Origin of the sequence: Thermococcus sp. Bubb.Bath (genome assembly GCF_012027595.1) — an archaeon.
Taxonomy (GTDB): Archaea; Methanobacteriota_B; Thermococci; order Thermococcales; family Thermococcaceae; genus Thermococcus.
This window is the reverse complement of sequence record NZ_SNUR01000003.1, coordinates 1-19,218: the sequence shown is the minus strand read 5'-3', so window position 1 is coordinate 19,218 and position 19,218 is coordinate 1. Positions and strand designations below refer to the sequence as shown.

Genomic DNA, 19,218 nt, shown 5'->3' with positions numbered 1-19,218 from the left:
CCGTTGATTTTACCTAATGAAATACAAAAAGCGGATAAATCCGACAGGGGTGTTTATATGGCCGTTGAAAAAGTGATGAAAAGGGATGGTAGAATTGTCCCCTTTGATAAGGAGCGTATAAGATGGGCTGTCCAAAGAGCAATGCTCGAAGTTGGAGTAAGGGACGAGAAACTTCTCAACAAAGTCGTCAGAAGAATAGTCAGAAGGGTTAACGAGCTTTACGATGGTCAGGTTCCGAACATAGAGAACATTCAGGACATAGTAGAGCTTGAACTTATGCGCGCCGGCCTCTTCGAGGTCGCCAAGGCCTACATCCTCTACCGCAAGAAAAAGGCTGAAATCAGAGAGGAGAAAAGGAAAGTTCTCAACAAGGACAAGCTAGACGAAATAGACAAGCGCTTCTCCCTCAACGCCCTCCGCGTTCTTGCTTCCCGCTATCTAATCAAGAACGAGAAAGGAGAGATAATCGAGAGCCCAAAGGAACTCTACGAGCGCGTTTCAACTTTGGCCGTTATTCCTGACATTCTCTATGACGAGAGGGTCTTTGACAAGAACGGGGGACACGAGCAGAACTTGGCTGCCCTCGAAAAATACCTAAAAAACCTAGACGAGTACGACGGAAAGTTCTCAATAGGCAGATTCAAGCTAAACAAATGGCACTTCGAAAGGCTTCTCAACCTCTACCGCGAGCTCGCTGAGAAGGGCCAGATGAAGCTCTCCATAGACGAGGTCATGAAGATGCTCGAAAACGGCGCCTTCGACAAATACGAGGATGAGATAGAAGAGTACTTCAGAATGATGACTGGTCAGTACTTCATGCCCAACACTCCCGCGCTCATCAACTCCGGAAGGCCCCTTGGAATGCTCTCAGCGTGCTTCGTCGTCCCGATAGAGGACGATATGGAGAGCATAATGAAAGCGGCCCACGATGTGGCAATGATACAGAAGGCCGGAGGCGGCACCGGTCTCAACTTCTCAAAGCTCCGCCCGGAGGGTGACATAGTCGGGACGACTACGGGAGCAGCATCCGGTCCAGTCTCTTTCATGCACCTCATAGATGCAGTTAGCGACGTCATAAAGCAGGGCGGCGTCAGGCGCGGGGCCAACATGGGAATTCTGGAAGTCTGGCATCCCGACGTTGAGAAGTTCATCCACGCAAAGGAAAAGAACACCGGAACGAACGTCCTCAGCAACTTCAACATAAGCGTTGGCCTCTGGGAGGGCTTCTGGGAGGCCCTGAAGGAAGGGAATAGGTACCCGCTCGTGAACCCGCGCACTGGCGAGAAGGTCAAGGAAATAGACCCCAAGAGCCTGTTTGAAGAGCTGGCCTACATGGCATGGGCAAAGGCCGACCCGGGTGTGGTCTTCTTCGATGTGATAAACAGAAGAAACGTTCTGGAGCCGGCAAAGGGTGAAAAGATACGCTCTACCAACCCATGCGGTGAAGAGCCGCTCTACGACTACGAATCGTGCAATCTAGCCTCGATAAACCTCGCAAAGTTCGTTAAGTATGACGACGAAGGGAAGCCCTACTTCGACTGGGATGAGTACGCCTATGTGATCCAAAGGGTCGCCAAGTACCTCGACAACGCGATAGACGTCAACAAGTTCCCGCTACCTGAAATCGACCGCAACACCAAGCTGACCAGGAGAATCGGAGTGGGAATGATGGGCCTTGCCGATGCGCTCTTCAAACTCGGCATACCCTACAACAGCAAGGAAGGATACAAGTTTATGAGGAAAGCCACCGAGTACCTCACGTTCTACGCCTATAAACAGAGCGTTGAAGCCGCTAAAAAGCGCGGCCCATTTCCGCTCTATGAGAAAACAAGATACAAGGACGGAGAGCTCCCCGTCGAGGGCTTCTACCACCGCGAGATATGGAACCTGCCCTGGGACGAGCTTGTTGAGGAGATTAAACGCTACGGTGTCAGGAACGGAATGACCACCACCTGCCCGCCCACCGGCTCCGTCTCAATGATATCCGATACCTCCAGTGGAATAGAGCCTTTATTCGCGCTCGTCTACAAGAAGAGTGTCACGGTTGGAGAGTTTTACTATGTTGACCCCGTCTTCGAGGCAGAACTCAAGAAGCGTGGCCTCTACAGCGACGAACTCCTCAGGAAGATAAGCGACAACTACGGCTCGATACAGGGACTCGGGGAAATTCCAGAGGAGCTTCAGAGGGTCTTCGTCACCTCGATGGACATTCACTGGCTCGACCACATACTGGCTCAAGCCAACATCCAGCTCTGGCTCACCGATTCGGCGAGCAAGACCATAAACATGCCCAACGATGCAACGGTTGAGGACGTTAAGGCCGCATACCTCCTCGCCTACAAGCTCGGCTGCAAGGGTGTCACCGTCTACCGCGACGGTTCCCTCTCGGTTCAGGTTTACAGCGTTGAAAGCGAGAAGAAGAAGCAGCGCGTCAAGGCAAAGCCTAGCGAGTACGCGGTGGAGAAGCTGAAGGCCATCGTCGAGGCTGAGCCCTGGCTGGCGCGCTTCATCAACGTTGAGGCAATACTGAACGGCACCAACGGGAAAGAGAAGAGCGCCCAAGCAGGAGGGCTGACCTTCTCGGTCTCACACGTCTCCACCCCCAAACCGACTCACGAGCACCCACACCATGCTGAGAAGCCCGACATTCCGGAGGAGAAGATACAAGAGCTCCTTGGCGTTGCCTACTGCCCGGTCTGCTATGAGAAGGACGGCGTTTTGGTGGAGCTCAGGATGGAGAGCGGCTGTGCCACCTGCCCGCGCTGCGGCTGGAGCAAATGCGTCATAAGCTGAGCTTTTTTTTCCTTTTTTTACAAATTTTAACTCACTTTCTTGCATCTGCCAGCATTGACATTTTCTTGTCAAAGCATCCTTTTTAAGACCTATGTTTTAACTTCTGGCACTCAGAGGAAAACCTTAAGTGGGGCTTGTACTGACCCTGGATATTCGGAGGTGTTGAAATGGACAAGGTTTATCTCACGTGGTGGCAGGTCGATAGGGCCGTATTTGCACTCGCGGACGAGCTTAGGAAGAACTTCATGCCGGATGTAATAGTCGGCGTCGCGAGGGGTGGACTCATCCCGGCGGTGAGGCTCAGTCACATCCTCGGCGACCTCGAAGTTAAGGTCATCGATGTGAAGTTCTACAAGGATATCGGGGAGAGGATGGAAAAGCCCATGATAACAATCCCTCTCCACGGCTCGCTTGAAGGTAAGAAGGTCGTTGTGGTCGATGACGTCAGCGACACGGGGAAGACCCTTGAGGTTGTTATCGATGAAGTGAAGAAGGCGGGGGCAAGTGCGGTTAAGGTCGCCTGCCTCAGCATGAAGCCGTGGACGAAGGTCGTTCCCGACTTCTACGTCTTCAGGACTGACAAGTGGATCGTCTTCCCCTGGGAAGAGTTCCCGGTTGTTGTAAGGGAGTGAAGCCCTTTTTTATACGTTTTTTTCAATTGCACCACCATGCAACTCTTTTACTTGCGCTTCTTTTGGTTAATTCCAAAGGCAAAACCAGTTCCGAATAAATTAGCACTTGAAAAAAAAAGGAAGAATTTTTACTAAAAGTAAAAGAAAAAGCTTATAAATATCAAATTTCTAAATTAGGAATATAAAACTTCAATGGGGGTAAACTTGATGAAGTGGAAGCTGGCAGTAGCTATTGGGGTGTTGATTATTCTTGGGATTGGATACATCCAAGCTTCCCCCATCGGCGGCGCCAAGGTTTCCCTCCTCGACGAGAATGGAAAACCGCTAACCGACCACGGGAAAGTTTATTACTCGGTATGGACCTTTGATGAGAACGGAAGCATTAAAACCCTCCAGAGGGGAACACTGAGTGGAGGCATGCTCAAAAGCTTGATCTCGCAGGGAGACGTGATAAAACTCAACCTCGACACGCCGAGAGGCATTGCAAAGAAGATAGGCTCAAAAACCGCTTTCATCGGTGTTGACGTTTGGATCGTTAAAGACGGAAAGCTATACACGCTGCCACCAGACAGCTTTGAAGTCAAAACCGATGAGAGGAACACTCTTGCAAAAAACACTGAACTAAAATTCAACCTTAATGAAGCCAGAAAAACCGAGATTGCAGAAGTTGAAAAGAATACCAGCGTACAGCCCCAAGGCTACCTGAATCCACCATGGTTTGAGTGGAGGACAATCAAGCAGAACCATTATGAAAACGTGACGATACCCATTCTCATAATCCACAACAACGTTTGGAGCGACATCTTTGGCACGGCAGACATCGCGATGACAGTTCAGAAGTACTGGGGGCCGGACGTGACGGTTGCACTCGGAGGGAAGATATCGGAAAAAGTTGAGTTCGATCCAAGTTCGATAACTGTTAAAGCCCTTGGAAGGTCAATAACTGACTATTACGCTGGAGGATATGACATTACAGTGCCCAAGGAATACTGGTGGGGGTACGTGTGGATTAAAGGAACCGTGCACTATATTTATCAGAAAGAGTACATGTGCGAGCGGGATTCCCACGACAACGTTTTCTGCTCTCCAACGGACAACGAGAGGTACTTTGCAAAAATCGACAACTTCGCAATAAATGGAACCCATGGAAATGTTAGAGATATTGAAAGTGGTTACAGTTTAGGGAAGCCACCTTACAACTTCCCAGATGAATGGATGAAAAAGTCCGGAGGAATCAGCGGGAGCATTAACAAAGCGGTTTATATGTCAGATTTCTATGAGGAAATTTACTCTGGAAGCGACGGACACAGCTTTGGTGTTGGAATTCCCGTTGGAGCGATTCTAGAAGCCCTCAGTGATGGTTCCCTTCCACCATGGTTTGCAACTCTAACCGTCGGCTTCAGTGTCAGTGACTACTCAAGCTACGTCATGCTTGGTCATATCAGAAATGAAGGTCCAGAGAGTCAAGTGACCTTCTACGCCATGGAAAGCAAGTACAAAGTGGAAATCCCAGTGCACCACTGGTACGGCACAGTCTACGAAAAGGTAAACGTCCCCATCGGTCTGTACGTGGAAGCTGACTACAGTTGATACCTAACTTTCCATTTTGTTTTCCAAAATCCCTTTAACTCCTTTCTCCAACTTTTCCCGGTGATACCATGAGGGCGTTCATAGCAATAGACGTTAACGATACGGTCAGGGACAACCTCGTTAGGGCCCAGGAGAGAATAGGGAACAAAGCTGCGAAGATAAAGTTCGTCGAGCCTGAGAACCTCCACCTGACGCTCAAGTTTCTGGGAGAGATAGACGAGGCCACCGCAGAAGAAGTCAAAAATGCACTCACAGAGATAGCGAAGAAGCACAGGAAGCACAGGGCGAGAGTGAAGGGAATAGGCGTCTTCCCGAACCCGAACTACGTGAGGGTAATCTGGGCAGGGATAGAGAACGACGAGGAGATAAAGGCGATAGCGGAAGACATTGAGAAGGCCATGAGAAAACTTGGCTTCAAAAAGGAGAAGGACTTCGTGGCCCACATAACCATAGGCAGGGTGAAGTTCGTTAAGGACAAACTTGAACTCGCGATGGCATTGAAAGACCTCGCCAACGAGGACTTTGGGGAGTTTGATGTTGAAGCAATAGAGCTAAAGAAGAGCACCCTGACACCTAAAGGTCCGATATACGAGACGGTGGCGAGGTTCGAGCTTAAAGAGCCGGAGGAGAAGGAATGACGCTTGAAGATGTGATTGCTGAAGTCCTCCGGAGAATCGTACCGACCGAGGAGGAGAGGGCCTTCGTCCGCTCGCTGATGAACGAACTTAAAGATATTGCAAAAGAAACAGCCGAAGAGCTCGGCCTCGATGTTAGGCCATATTTCGTCGGCTCTACAGCCAAGGACACGTACCTTGCAGGAGACCATGACTTCGACCTCTTTTTTGCGTTCCCACTTGATACGCCCTTAGAAGAGCTGAGGGGGAAGGGACTGAAGCTTGGAAAGACCATAGCAAAAAAGCTCGACTCGTGCGAGATAGCTTACGCGGAGCACCCGTACGTGAGGGCTAAATACAAAGGCGTTAAAGTCGATCTGGTTCCCTGCTACGACGTGAGGGACTGGAGGGACGTGAGGACTGCCGTTGACCGTTCAATCCTCCACACGCGGTGGGTGAACGAGAACCTAAAGGGGAGGAACAACGAGGTCAGGCTGCTCAAGCGCTTTCTCAAGGGTATCAAAGCTTACGGGAGCGAGATATACGTCAGGGGCTTTTCAGGTTATCTGGCCGAGATACTCGTGATAAAGTACGGCTCCTTCCTGGACGTCCTCAAAAACGCTGACTTCATGCTCAGGCAGAAGGTAATTGACCCAGCGGGTTGGCTGAGGAAAGAGCCCGAAATAGCCATGAAGACCGTGAAGAGAGGGGTAGATGAGGACAGGCCACTGGTCGTTATTGATCCTGTGGATCCGAGGAGGAACGTCTCAGCAAACCTGAGCTGGGAGAAGTACGGGCGCTTCTACTTCAAGGCAGGAGAGTTCATCGAAAACCCATCGGTTGAGTTCTTCTTCCCGAAGGAGGACTTTATAGGAGACTATCTGGCAGAGCTGAGGAGAAAGGGGACGCACCTCGTAACACTGCTCTTTAATGTCCCGAAGATGGTGGACGACCTGCTTTTCCCTCAGTTGGAGAGAAGTGCGAAGGGATTCGAAAAGGTCCTATCAAAGGAGGGCTTTGGGGTCTTGGGATGGAACATCGGTAGGGTAGAAGCCGGAAAAGCCTTTATAATGCTCGAACTCGATAGAACTGAGAGGGCAAGCGTTAGAGTGCATCCCGGTCCAGAGTTCTTCACGGAACGGGGAAGGGATTTCTACAGGAAAAATGAGAGGGTATGGCTCGTGGGCAAAAGGCTCTACGCGGAGAAGGTTGTGAAAGAGTCCGTGATTGATGTTGTCATCGAACTGCTCGAAAAGAGCCAGGTTGCCCTCGGAAAGAACCTGAGAGAAACAATAAAAGGAGCAGACATCCTAGTGGACTACGTGCCAAAAGATCTAGAAGTGGAGGCGTATCTGTTTTTAAGTAGGAAAAAGGAGGGGCTAAAAGTTTAGGAGCGGTGTTCACACCACTCCATGTTTTCCCAGTGACCGTGCGCCTCACCAGGTATGTGGCCGGTATCTGCAACCGCCTCATCGTAGTTGTAGAGGATTCCCAGGGCGTCCTTGACTTCATCGGGCAGGGCCTCCTTCCCGGTGTAGAGGGCCGCCCTCGTTACGACGTTGTAGGAACTCTTCGGAACTTCGCTCTGGAGGGACTCGAACCATGCCTTTTCGGTTGTCTCCCATCCCTCCAAACCGGAGAGTTTGTAGAGGTCATAGTCATAGTAGAGCTGCGGAAAAGCCAAGAGCTTCATGTACTCAAGGAGGAGGAAGTTGGCCCTCTCCCCGAGCCCCTCCTTCATGTAGACCTCCATCAGCTCTATGAGGGCCTTGCTCATGACCGCGACGTTGCCGAAGGTAACCCTCGTGTCGATGTTCTCCCAGAAGCGCGGACAGGAGTGGTTAGCCAGAAGCATCAGGTAGTAGATTCTGCCGAGTTTCATGGCAAGAGTTGGGTCAACGCCATCTATGGGCTCCATGATGTAGTCAACCCCAGTCTCCATCTCAAAGTACTCGTAGTGTTCGCGGAAGAAAGCCCTTGAGTACCTTACGAGGAACTTCTGGATTTGCTCTCTGCCGGCCTCGGGCTTCTCCTTTTTGATCAGATCACTAACACCGAAGCGTATAGCCCTGTTCAGCTCGCGGAAGAGCTTGGTGAATGCATACTTCCAGAGCTGGGAGACTTTTTTGCCTCTGTAAAAGCGATTTATGACTTTGCCATCTTCACGCCTCATCCCAAGCCATCTCATGTCCCCGGTTCTGCCGTCAACGCTGAGGTCGTAGTAGTCGCTCCAGCTGGAGTAGTCTTTTATGTTTATTCTGAAGTACTCGCTGCACTCTCCCTCGAGCTTTTTGTACTCACCTTTCTTCTTCCTGCGAATGAATTCAACGGCATTTACGCCTTCAACACCCTTCTCGTCCAGTCCCTTCATCCACCCAAGGAAGCGATCTAGCTGCTGTGGATTAGCAAGAAGAGCCTCAAGGTCGCTCGCAAGGTGGATAAGGTAGGGTATCCCCTCCCGCTCCTTGAACACATCGACCCTGCCTTCCGCCACGGCGCGGATTAAACCCTCCACATCAAGGGTATTGAAGGCGAAGGAGTCGCTGAGCTGGTGATCCCTGCCGAAGGCATATGCGGTTTTCTCCCCCGCGCGGTATGTGTTGCAGGAGTACTTCGCCTGGGGGATGTTGAGACCAACGAACTGCCGCTCGTCGAGAAGGAAGACTACCCCCCTCCCGGCGGCGGCCTTTGCGATGATCTCCGCCGTCTCTTTCGTGATGACTGCCTCAGGAAGCCAGTAGCCAACGACGTCAGAGTCCCCAATGAATGGAGCGTAGAAGTCGAAGGAAACCCTAGCGAGAACCTCCTGGTCAAACTTGCCAAGATGCGGCATTATGGGATGGAAGGGTGTGGTGGGGACTACCTCAACGTGAGTCCCAAGAAGCTCCACTATCTGGGCATATATCCTAGGCTTGTACTGGAGTATCATGTAGAGGGTGAAGGGTTCAAAATCAACGCTGACACTCTTCTCAGGTAGGCCCCCCAAGACTTCTCCGGCATACTCGTAAGCCTTTATAACAGCCCTCGTCCAGTTCCGTCCCTTGACATCGATATCCCTAATTTTCAGTGAAACTGGGCTGAGCCTCTCGGAGTACTTTATCGGATCCCACCCGGAGCCATCGTGGACGTAAACTATGTCCCCCGGCTGGTAGGCGTGAAAGTGATAGGAGCGCTTCATCATCATGCACATCACCGTTAGGAGATTTTCTCGTAATCCTTATGGAGGTTTCTATCGTCTGAATAAGGCACTGCTACCCACCATTGCCCGATAACCTAATAAATGTGTACATCAAAAATACTATGGTGGAATGATGAGGAAAGATGCTAAGGACATACTGGGGGAAGAACTTGCCAATTATATGGAACTCCTCAGGGCAAAGGTTGCTTTTGCAGAGGAGCTTTACGGAATTAAAATGAACTATGTGCCACTCGTCATTGAAGAACCTGTTGTCATCCTCGACAAAAACGACGGAAGGATAAAGTGGCTGAAGGACAAGCGAGAACTCACGGAGAGGGAGTTCAAGGAACTCGCCGAAAAGATACGGAAGAACCTCGAATCTGGCTTCGTTGAGATGCTCCTCGCGATGAACATGGGATGCGTCAATGGGCCCGGGGAGTAGCCCCAAGGTTTATAAATATGCAGACATAGCGAGCCCCATGAAGCGGGCGGAGCTTATACTCCTTAGTATAACAGCCATATGGGGTTCCACGTTCCCCGTTATGAAAGTTAGCCTGAACGGAGTCTCCCCTGTTTTGCTCCTCGCGTATCGCTTTGGTATAGCCTCCGCCGTTATGCTGCTTCTCTTCGGCAGGAGGGCTCTTAAAAGGGACACCCTAAAAGCCGGGTTCCTGCTCGGAATAACCCTCTTCCTCGGTAATGCCTTCCAGATAGTCGGTCTGGAGTACACGACTCCCACCAATTCGGGCTTCATAACTGCCCTCTACGTGGTTTTTACCCCGTTTATCGCGTATTTCCTTCTCGGAGACGAGATACGGAGGGATGACGTGATGTCCCTCCTCCTGGTTATCCCCGGCCTTTACCTGATTTCAGGGGCAACCCTCCACATTGACTACGGGGACGCACTTACAGTCCTGTGCGCCATCAGTTTCGCGTTCCAGATCGTCCTTGTTCACAAGTACAGTGGATTGGACTACCTGAGCCTGTCGTTCTGGCAGATATTCTGGAACTTCGTTTTTTCCACAGTATACAGTGTCTTATTCGAGGGGCTGGAGATACCAAAGGGCACCACCACATGGTTTGGGATAATATACCTTGCGATCTTCGCTACGGTGCTCACATTTACCCTTCAGGTTAAATACCAGGGAGAGACGAGGGCCCAGAGGGCGGCCATGATATACTCAGCGGAACCCCTTTTCAGTTATTTCACATCGTTCCTGTTCCTGGGAGAGGTTCTCAATATGAAAGGCAACCTCGGTGGCCTTTTAATCCTCGCGGGAATATGGAACGAAGTTAGGAAAGGATAACCGCTCATTTTATAATTACACCCGCCGTACTCCGGGAAGGTGAAGAAAATGAAGTTTGAAGTCACATCGCGGGATGATATGAACGCACTCTCAAGGGAGCTCAGCAGGGCTGGAATAATGAACCGCAAAGGGGAGTTCGTTAGAAGGGAGATTTCACACTACATCATCGTGAGAGATGAGTACAGAGAACTCCTAAAAAAAGCGGGAGAGATTGAACCCGTGGAGGAGACACTCTCGGAGCTGAGAGAACTGTACGAGGAGCTGGTTGCCCCATTGGAAGTAGGGGAGGAAAAGGCAACGGAGCAGTTCTTTGGGGAGGGGGAGATAGAGCGGCTGATACTCTTCACTGCCCTAAAGGAAGCAGGGGCCCTCAGTGAGGAGTCGGGAACAGTAAAACTTCTCAGAAAGCCAAAGCTTGAGGAGCTCAAGGTGGAACTCAGATTCCCGATAGAGGAAGTGGAGGAGTATCTGGACAAGATGGAGGAAAGGTTCGCCCCGAGGATGGTGAGCGAGGTATCCTTCACGAAGGTCTACTACGTCGAGGTTCTCGAAGTTGACAGGGAACTCATAGAAGCAGCCCTTGAGATAGCGGAGGACTACTGTACGGAGGAGAGCTACGTTGACGCCATGTTCACGGGGATTGCACGTTCCATCCTGGCCGAAACGGTGCTCAAACTTGCTGAGAAGTACAAGAGAAAAGACGAACTCATAGCCGCTCTTCTCTCAAGGGAGCCCCTCTTCGTCGAAGGTGAGGACGAAACAGTGTACGTTTACTTCGATGAAGAATCCCTCGAGAGCTTCCTGAAGGAACTCCAGAGCCTGGGGTACATAAAGGTCAAAGGGAACCGCGTATGGGCCTGACCTTAAACCTTAAAAATTCAGCTCGGAGTTCAATAATGACGGGGGTGGTAGGTATGAAGCTCAGGGCCATAACCTTCGTAGACAGGGATGGAGAGCTCTACTACCGCTGCCCCAAGTGTGGAAGGATCTTCAAGAAGAGCAAGGATTACACCAGACACGTGAACAGGGCCCATTGGAAAAAGTGAGCCCGACACGGGATGAGGAGAAGGCCCGCCTGAATCGTGATGAACGGTTAGGGCTTTCCGACCGCCACAATTTTTATTCTATCCCCGTAGCTAAACCCGTTTTTATCTTCTGGGTAGAACTTGAGGAAGGGCAGAACCTTTCCGTCGCTCTCCTCCCACTCCCCAACTATCCAAGAGTAGTCCCACTTCTTCGGCTCCCTAAGTACTTGGTTCGCAAGGAACCATACCCCAGCAGCCACGGCATCCCAGCACACCCCTTCTACAACCAGAGCGGGAGTGCCGTTGACCTCGACGAACTCAATAACAAAATAGCCCTTTCTCACATCTCCCTCTTTCTCCCCCGCCTTTATGGTCTGGTAGTACCTGAACGTTGGACCTGTAACCGTGGAGTAGTTCACCTGAACTGGGAGCAGGAACCCACTCTCAAGCCGGGCTATCAGCGGGTTAACTGTGGAGTTCCCTACGATAAGTTCCACGGTTCCATTTACTGCGGAGGAACGGTTACCAATTACCTCACCAATCCACTTGGTCATTCCCTTCGGTGCGGCCCCCGCTATTATCTTAAAGCCCCTCTCAGTGTCCAGTGCAGATAAAGTGAGAGCCTTATACGGGTAGGGGGAGTGGCAGAGAGAGGAGACGCAGAAGTCGGGCGAGGGGATTCCACCAAAATCCCCCCTAACTGGGTGAAGGTTAACCCCACATGCCCATCCAAGGAAGGAAAGTGCCTGGGAGTTAAATGGCGGTAAGGGTGAATCATTAATGTATACAAGACCTGGGCCCACGTGTGAAACCAGCCGGATATCAGCCTTCGTCCAGTAGTAAGGGTAGTCATAGATAGCGGGGGGACGGGCCACGTTGATAACACTAACCATTATACCGACAATAACGAGTGCGACTGCCGTTCTTTTGAGGATTCTCCCCTTCACTGAGAAAATCTCCCTGAGTTCATCAGCCACATACGGAGCGGAGATAACCACGAGGTACTGGTAAACCCTGATGGCCCAGTTTGTAAAGCCAAAGCTGCCAAAGTTCCTCGGCACGACAACGGAGAGGAGAAGTGCACCCAGCTCAAGGAGAATGAGAAGAGATGTTAGTAAAGCGAGCGGTGTCATCGCTCCCTCTGAAAGCTCCTTCAGAAGCCCCCTAAGTAAGAGAATGGCGAAGATTATGTTCCCCATCTGCATTAAGAAGAGCAGAGTCAGTTTACCACCGTATACTGCCAAATAGCGCGGGGCCCCCAGGTAGAACTGAAAGAGGATTGCGGATAGAATGAGAAGGACGGCGGCATTAAAATACAACTTCCACCTCCTGCGAAGCTCGTCAATTAACAGGTTCAGCAATCTTTGGAGCAAACCGTATTTCTGTTCCTCACAACGAACCACGATTCCGAAAAGAAGCACTAAGAGAAACGTGATAGCCACCGTTGCCTCTAAGTGCCTTCCAGCGTAATTCAAGAGGGAAAGGGAAGAATGTTTCAGGAGCCATTTTACTGAAAAGACCATCATCCTGTACTGGGGAAGGAGGAAAAAGGCCACGACTCCCACCCCTGGGAGTGTGGTTAAGAGGATATACTCTTCCGTCCCTATTCTTCCAGCGAGGAACTCATAAAGAAAGAGAGTCCACGAAAGGATAAGAAAAATGGCAAAGGACAGCACGTGGGAAAACATTAGGGCTATCCAGAGAAATGCGCCAAGAAGAAGTGAATGAATCCAACTTAATTCCCCATCAATAACCTTTCTAACCCACAAGAGAAGGGCCAAACCAGAGAGGAGGCCAATCTGTTGGGGCCTAACCGCATTCGCTGACCATATATAGTGGCTGCTCAGTAAGAGAGCTATTAGAAGGTATTCTGCGGATGCAAACCCATCAAACTTTCTGTGAAATGCTACCACAGCGAAGTAGTACATCACAAAGAGGGAAGCCGAGATGATAAGGAGGGACACCACCGGTTTTCCGGTGAGAGCATCAAACAACCTCAAGAGAAGAGGGGTAACAAGACCTGAATACTCCCCCCCAACCTTAATTGTGGAAAGGTAATAAGCCTCATCAAAAGTTGTCGTTATCCTGTTCGACCCAAACCGAATGAACGTCCAGATTGACACCAGCAGAAGCACGGATGAAAATTTCCACTTTTGGCGGAGGAACGACCCCGACAAGGCTAAACACCGTTAGAAGTTGGTGTAACACTTGTAGAAAAAGAAAGTTTGGAAGAGGGCGTTCAGCCCTCAACTACTACTCCAATATCGTCGGTTGGGCTGAACCCGGTGGTGTCCTCGCTGCTGAACTTGAGGAACGCGGGGCTGTAAATCATGTGGTCAGTGTCCTTCCAGTAGCCGACGACGTAGTTCTTGCCCTGGAGCTCGGCGAAGTGCTGGCTGAAGTAGTAGGATGCTGCCCAGGTGCTGTCGGCATCGGTACCGTAGATCATGTAGATGGTGGCGTTGGTGTTCGGATCAACGACCTTCTGGATAATCCAGTAGCCCTCTGTGACGTTCCACCATGGAGTTGGAGCGGTCCAGTTGGCCACGGTCTCGTTGCCGACGACTATGCTGATTGAGCCGTTGTCGTTGGTGACCATCTTGGCCTCTCCGAAGTTCTGGTAGTAAGCGGTTATGCTGTTAACGAGAGGCCCACCAACTGCAATGATCATATCGTTGGCGGTGAGGGTGCTGATGTTTATCTCGTTGTCGGTGTAAGCTGGCTGGACTCCGATTAACGTCATGAGGAACGACATTGCCTGATAGTCTGCCGTGTGGAGCGGGTTGTTTCCGGTGACGATCTTCACGTTGTGGGTATGGGCATCGCTGACGAAAGCTGCAAGCCCTGTGGGTTTGACCTGGCTGGTCACAACAACATCGGCGGTGCTGGTCTTGAACGGGTAGACCACTGTGTCAGCATAGCCGGTGCCGTCGCCGTAGGTGGCAACTACCCTGTACTCAGTGCCGTTGAGGGTAGCTGGGACGTTGCCGAATGAGTAGTGGCCTTTTCCGTCCGCCGTGGTCTTGAGCTCGTTTCCAGCGTAGTCTGTGGCGGTGACCCACTCGTTACCCTCCTTCTTCTGGAGCTCGACGACTGCACCCGGCAGGAGGTTGTTGTTCGGGCCAACAACGTCACCGGAGATGCTGCCAACTCCTCCGAAGGAGACGGTGTAGCTCTCGGTGGTCATATTGTCGTAGGTAGCCCAAACCGTGACGTCACCCATGTAGTTTATGAGCTTATCAGGGGTGGCCCCAGCGGGAGCGGCCGAGTAGACTCTGAACGTAACTGTACCGTTCTCGTCGGTGGTGCCGTTAGCCGGTTCGAGGTACGCTATGGCCGGGTTGTCAATGTGGAACTGTACCTCCTCACCGCTTATTGGAGTCGGGCTGCTGGAGTAAGCTCCAGTAATGTTGCTCTTGTAGCCCTGGGCATCGGCTATTATCTCCTGAGCCAGGGCCTCCTTATCGTTCTCACTGAGGTACGGCAGGCTGTCCACCATACTCTGAACGTTCTGCTCGAAGGTCTGGAACTGCTCGTCGAACTGCCCGCTGATGTTGAGGTACTTCATGTAGAGCCTGGCCTCGAACTCGAAGTACTTGCCGTTCTGGGCCGGCTGGATGCTCATGTCGGTGAGCTTGGTGAGCTCTATGTACTTAGTCGGAGTGAAGGTGAAGGTGTATGAGGTGCTGTTCTCGGCGGAGATAGTCTCTTCTGTCGTGTTGACTATGTACGGGGTGAATGGAACTGCCCACAGAGTGAGGGTAGCCGGACTGGACGGGATAACGTAGACACCCGGAGCCGGGAGCCTGTAGCTGGATGTGGTTGTCCTTATCGTCTTAGAGACATTAGCAAGGACGTTAATAGTAGTTCCATTAACGGTCACGTTATAGTCGTAGCTGACTTTTACCGGGGACGTCCAAGTTCCGGTGAGGTTCTTAACCACATGCTCAGTGATGGCAAGGTGATCCTTTGCGATTGACTCTGGGACTGCTATCATGTACAGCGAGAGGCTCTTAACGACTGGTATTGAGAGTACTGTGAGCTCGTTCTCAGTTGGGTTGAATGTAACCAAGCGTGGGTTGGTCGGGATACCGCTGTTGCTGATCTCATAGGAGTAAACCGGGAAGTACACAGAGCCGTCTATTGACCAGTACAGTGCCACTGTCTCGTTTGGAACACGTGTGGTGCCCTCGTAGAACACGTTCTTGACGTAGACATAGGTTAGGCCTGTGAATCCCTGTGGAGGCACGACGTCCACAATTGTGGTGTTGCTCTTTCCGTAGAGCGTTGCAGTTATCGTGTAGTTGCCTATGATCGGCGCGAAGAGCTTGAGGTTCTCCAACATGGCAACTCCATTGACCATTCTGACCCCCTTAACTCCGTAGACCTCGCTCGGGACTATGGTTGTGTTGCTGAACAGTGGGGTCAGCTGGACGGTACCGTTTATCATAGCTACGCTGTTTGTCTCGTCGTCGATGGCATAGACCGTAACATTTGTTGGAATTAGTGCACCGAACGGTATTGATTTCTTGGTAGACTCTACAACAATGTGCCACGGTGCAACATGGAACGTGTCGGTCATGGTAACGTTGTATACAGTATCGTAAGCAACGACCGTGTAGTTCCCAGCCGGGAGGGTGACATTAGCGGTCCAGATAGTTCCATTCTTGCAGGGAGCCAGGTTAGTCAGTCTCTGACCAGTAGCGTTGGCGATGTAGACGTTGAGGTTGTGGTAGTCTCCACCGTTGTAGGTTATCTTGGCAACTACGGTGCTTGGGACTCCCGCATAGAGTTTCTTAGTGGTTACGTTGAGCGTAAGGAGGTTCTCAACGGTTATGTTATTGGGCACGGGCCCGCTAATGGCCGGGTAGTCGTTGGCGTAGACGGTGATGTTTCCAACACCGGTCTGGTTGAGCTCGACGGTGCCGAAGTCAACCGGGCTGGCGTTGACGTTGGCGGTAAAGGTGATGTTACCTGGGAGGTGGATTATTATTGTGGTGTTGCCGGTGTAAGGAACGGTCTCGTTGTTGTCGGCGATGTACTTGAATCCAACCTGAATTGGGTTCTTGTAACCTGGTGCAGCGTATAGCTTCTCTGGATAGGTAACGACGACCTTCCAGCCGTGGATTATTGCGTTCTCCTCCACGCTCTTGCCGTGGGCATTGTCGATGACTGCGAAGGTTGCGTTTCCAGCGTTCTCAGTTGTCAGGTTCTCAAGGGTAATGCTTCCCTGTCCGTCGGTAACGGTAATCGCATCGGTGCCAACGACGCCGGTGAGGTTGTACTCCACGGTGTCGGTTCCGCTTATCTTAGCGATTCCGCCGGTGACGTCATCGATGTAGGTGACGTTAACGGTGTAGTCCTGCGGCATGTAGGTGTACCACTCGGTCGGGCTGAGGGACATCTCCATGTGCCAGTCGTGCACCGGGATGGTCTCCTCGGGGCTCATCTCACCGGAGGCCACGTCGGCCGCGTAGACTGTGATGTTTCCGGCCATGTCGGAGACAACGCCCGTGAACGTGGCGCTGCCCTGTCCGTCGGTGATGGTAGCCTGCTGGGTAAGGACGGTTCCGTTCGGAAGCTGGAGGAACACGATGGCCTGACCGTCAAGCATGCTGTCGCTGTAGTGGACGTCAACTGTTATGTCGGTCGAGACGTTGGTGTAGACGAAGGTGACCTTCGGTATAACGGCAATGCTCCAGTTGATGACCGGTATCTTGAGGAGGGTGCTCTTGCAGTATCCAGTGTCAACCTTGACCTTCACGTAGTCTCCAGTTGGGGTGATCTGACCGAGGTCAACGACACCGATGGCGCTGTTGCTACCGACCGGGACGATGTTGACCTGGGTGGTGTTGGTTTTGTTCCCGTTCTCAACGGTCACGGTGGCGACGTCGTTGATTCCCGCGCTGTAACCGACTATGAGGGTGAGGTTCTGCGGGAGGTTCTTGTAGAGCTTGCCTGGGTAAGCGTTGACGTAGACGCCCCAGTCCTTAACCGGGACGGTTATTGGGTTGACACCGGCGTATGAGATGTCCTGGTACGCGGCGGTAACATAAAAGCTCTCACTCGGAAGCATCGGGTTATCAACAGCTACCGTGACGGTGTTGTTTCCGATGTAGTTGTTGCCGTCGTATGTAACCGTTATCGGAATGTTGAGCGGCAGGCTAACCTGTTCACCGGTGACATTGTCGTAGGTAACAACCTTGAAGACGACGTCAGCCGGGACTCCTGCCCAGAGGTAGCCACTTGAAGTGTAAGCGCTGGAAACAACCTCCGGAACCACGTCAATGCTCCAGGTGTGGGTCGGGATATGGATATCTTCGAGTGTAACCATCGGGTGCGTGCCATAGTAGGCGTCGACAAAGATGTCCACCCCTGCACCGGGAGTGTCGTCCTCAACGGGTATGGTGACGCTATTGGTACCAGCTACATTTATGACGCTGAGGTTCTGGTCTATGTAAGTTATGTTGAGGGTGATGTTGAACGGAAGCCTGTCGCCACTGGCGTTGACCGGGATCGCCTGAATAGTGACCTCCTCCGGCACGTACTGGTAGAGGTAGCCCCTGCCTGATGCGAGGCTCCATGTGAGGTTGACGTGCCAGTTCTTCATAGTTATGGTAAAGGTCTGGCTCTTGATGAGGTGACCGTTGTAGTAGACTTCCACAGTGTGAGTCTCGTTGCCGGTGAGCTCAACGTTAATGCTGTCAGTAACGTTGCCGTCAACCTTGACAACAAGGTCGTGCGGGTTAACGGCAGTCACATTCGGTTTAACCGTGAAGTTAATCTCAGTCGGCACGTACTTGTAAGCCCAAGTCCGTGACGGAGTAATAGTGACGTTCCACGGGAGGACTGTGAGGGTCTTGCTCTCCATGGCTATCTTGTGCCCGTTGTAGAAGATGCATGCGGTGTAGGTTACGTTACCAGTGCTGTCAGTCGGGATCGTGAAGGAAGCGGCGTTTGACGTGCTGTTGTAGATCACGTTTCCGTTCTCCTTTATGACGAGGGTAACCTGCTCGCTCGGAACCGTGCTCACACTGACGCTACCGCTGGTCGGCACGTACTGGTAAGCCTCGCTAGGAACATTCCAGTTGAAGTTGACCTGCCAGTCCTCAACCGGGACAGTGGCGTAGCCAGTCCACTCTGGGTTCTCAATGCTCTTGACTTCAACGAGGATGTTGCCCATGTCCGCAGCGGTGAAGTCGATGTTATCAATCGTAGCGTAACCGTCGACAACGCTCACAATGCCGCTGTAGATCACATTGCCGTCCGAGTTGAGTATTGTCACGTTGGCGTGTCCGCTAACCGCGTAGTGGTAGTCAATGCTAACGTTCATGCTGTTGTCAAGGAACCTGTAGACAGTACCGCTTGTCTTGACGCTCACGTCAATCCTGTGCTCGGCCGGGTAAACCGGAACCAGCTGGGTGAACTCCTTGCCTGAGAGTTCGTCAACGACTATGACCTTGGCAACACCGCTCTGGGATGGAGTAACGTTCTCAATGACCACAGTGCCTTCCTGGTTGTCGCCCACGCCGCTAATGAAGCCCTCGCCAGTTTTCACAGTGTTGTCCGGGAGGACGAGCTTGACGGTAACTGGGTCACTGTCCCACCACTGCCTCGTGGTCGTGACGTGGACGGTGAAGTTGACAGTCTTGCCCTGCTCGAGCTCTGGGTACGTGCTGAAGTAGAGGCTCCATGACTGAACATCGAAGGTTATCTCGCCGCCGCCAACAACGTGTCCCCTGTAAGTAAGGGTCACATTGTAAGTCACGGTACCGGGAGCCTGGGCTGGAATGGGCACGTGAACTTCATTCTCGTCAGCAGCGAGTACTGCACCGTTCTGCGTGACTGTAACGTTAACTGGTACACCCGGTTCACTGTATGCCTGCACATCCACTCCGTTGTCGATCCAGGCGTACACTGGATCCCTGTCAAAGTAGTACTCGAAGTCAGCGCTCCAGTCTTGTGGTGTAACCGTGTAAGTGTCGCTTCCAACCTGGTGACCATTGTAGGTTGCGATAACGTTGAAGGTCATAGCATCCTCTGGGTTAGTAATCGGAATCCCGATAACCTGCCCGTTGA

Annotated in this window: 12 protein-coding genes; 9 read left to right on the top strand and 3 right to left on the bottom strand. The window is 51.8% G+C overall.

Annotation, left to right across the window (positions count from 1 at the left end):
• Positions 1 to 57: 57 nt before the first annotated feature.
• From E3E29_RS07270 to cca, 5 genes are all read left to right on the top strand, one after another.
• Complete coding sequence (locus tag E3E29_RS07270) at positions 58 to 2,793, top strand: adenosylcobalamin-dependent ribonucleoside-diphosphate reductase (RefSeq protein WP_167910344.1); 2,736 nt, start codon at positions 58 to 60, stop codon at positions 2,791 to 2,793.
• Positions 2,794 to 2,960: 167 nt separating this feature from the next.
• Entirely contained in the window at positions 2,961 to 3,425 is a 465-nt protein-coding gene (locus tag E3E29_RS07265; RefSeq protein ID WP_167910343.1) for a phosphoribosyltransferase, read from the top strand.
• 207 nt (positions 3,426 to 3,632) lie between these two features.
• Entirely contained in the window at positions 3,633 to 5,015 is a 1,383-nt protein-coding gene (locus tag E3E29_RS07260; protein ID WP_167910342.1) for a hypothetical protein, read from the top strand.
• Between the two features lie 68 nt (positions 5,016 to 5,083).
• Positions 5,084 to 5,653 carry an RNA 2',3'-cyclic phosphodiesterase gene (gene thpR, locus E3E29_RS07255; RefSeq protein ID WP_167910341.1) on the top strand — a complete coding sequence of 190 codons (570 nt, stop codon included), beginning with the start codon at positions 5,084 to 5,086 and terminating at the stop codon, positions 5,651 to 5,653.
• A complete protein-coding gene (gene cca, locus E3E29_RS07250; RefSeq protein WP_167910340.1) occupies positions 5,650 to 7,020 on the top strand; it encodes a CCA tRNA nucleotidyltransferase in 1,371 nt (456 codons plus the stop codon). The genes thpR and cca overlap by 4 nt, the downstream gene beginning before the upstream one ends.
• On the opposite strand, the gene E3E29_RS07245 is transcribed toward cca, so the two are convergent.
• Positions 7,017 to 8,813 (bottom strand): glycoside hydrolase, encoded by a 1,797-nt coding sequence (locus tag E3E29_RS07245; RefSeq protein WP_167910571.1) that lies wholly within the window; start codon positions 8,811 to 8,813, stop codon positions 7,017 to 7,019. The genes cca and E3E29_RS07245 overlap by 4 nt on opposite strands.
• Before the next feature lie 127 nt (positions 8,814 to 8,940).
• Between E3E29_RS07245 and E3E29_RS07240 the strand changes: the two genes are divergently transcribed.
• The 4 genes from E3E29_RS07240 to E3E29_RS07225 are packed head-to-tail and all read left to right on the top strand — an operon-like array spanning position 8,941 to position 11,160.
• Complete coding sequence (locus E3E29_RS07240) at positions 8,941 to 9,249, top strand: flavodoxin-dependent (E)-4-hydroxy-3-methylbut-2-enyl-diphosphate synthase (RefSeq protein ID WP_167910339.1); 309 nt, start codon at positions 8,941 to 8,943, stop codon at positions 9,247 to 9,249.
• Positions 9,250 to 9,286: 37 nt separating this feature from the next.
• Entirely contained in the window at positions 9,287 to 10,114 is an 828-nt protein-coding gene (locus E3E29_RS07235) for a DMT family transporter (protein WP_167910338.1), read from the top strand.
• A gap of 48 nt (positions 10,115 to 10,162) precedes the next feature.
• On the top strand, positions 10,163 to 10,975 hold the full coding sequence (locus E3E29_RS07230; protein WP_167910337.1) for a hypothetical protein: 813 nt from the start codon (positions 10,163 to 10,165) through the stop codon (positions 10,973 to 10,975).
• A 53-nt stretch (positions 10,976 to 11,028) separates the two neighbouring features.
• Positions 11,029 to 11,160: a C2H2-type zinc finger protein gene (locus tag E3E29_RS07225; RefSeq protein ID WP_167910570.1), complete on the top strand. Its 132-nt coding sequence runs from the start codon at positions 11,029 to 11,031 to the stop codon at positions 11,158 to 11,160.
• 47 nt (positions 11,161 to 11,207) lie between these two features.
• On the opposite strand, the gene E3E29_RS07220 is transcribed toward E3E29_RS07225, so the two are convergent.
• Positions 11,208 to 12,695 carry a hypothetical protein gene (locus E3E29_RS07220; protein ID WP_167910336.1) on the bottom strand — a complete coding sequence of 496 codons (1,488 nt, stop codon included), beginning with the start codon at positions 12,693 to 12,695 and terminating at the stop codon, positions 11,208 to 11,210.
• A gap of 683 nt (positions 12,696 to 13,378) precedes the next feature.
• Positions 13,379 to 19,171 carry a carboxypeptidase-like regulatory domain-containing protein gene (locus tag E3E29_RS07215; RefSeq protein ID WP_206205836.1) on the bottom strand — a complete coding sequence of 1,931 codons (5,793 nt, stop codon included), beginning with the start codon at positions 19,169 to 19,171 and terminating at the stop codon, positions 13,379 to 13,381.
• Positions 19,172 to 19,218: the final 47 nt, after the last annotated feature.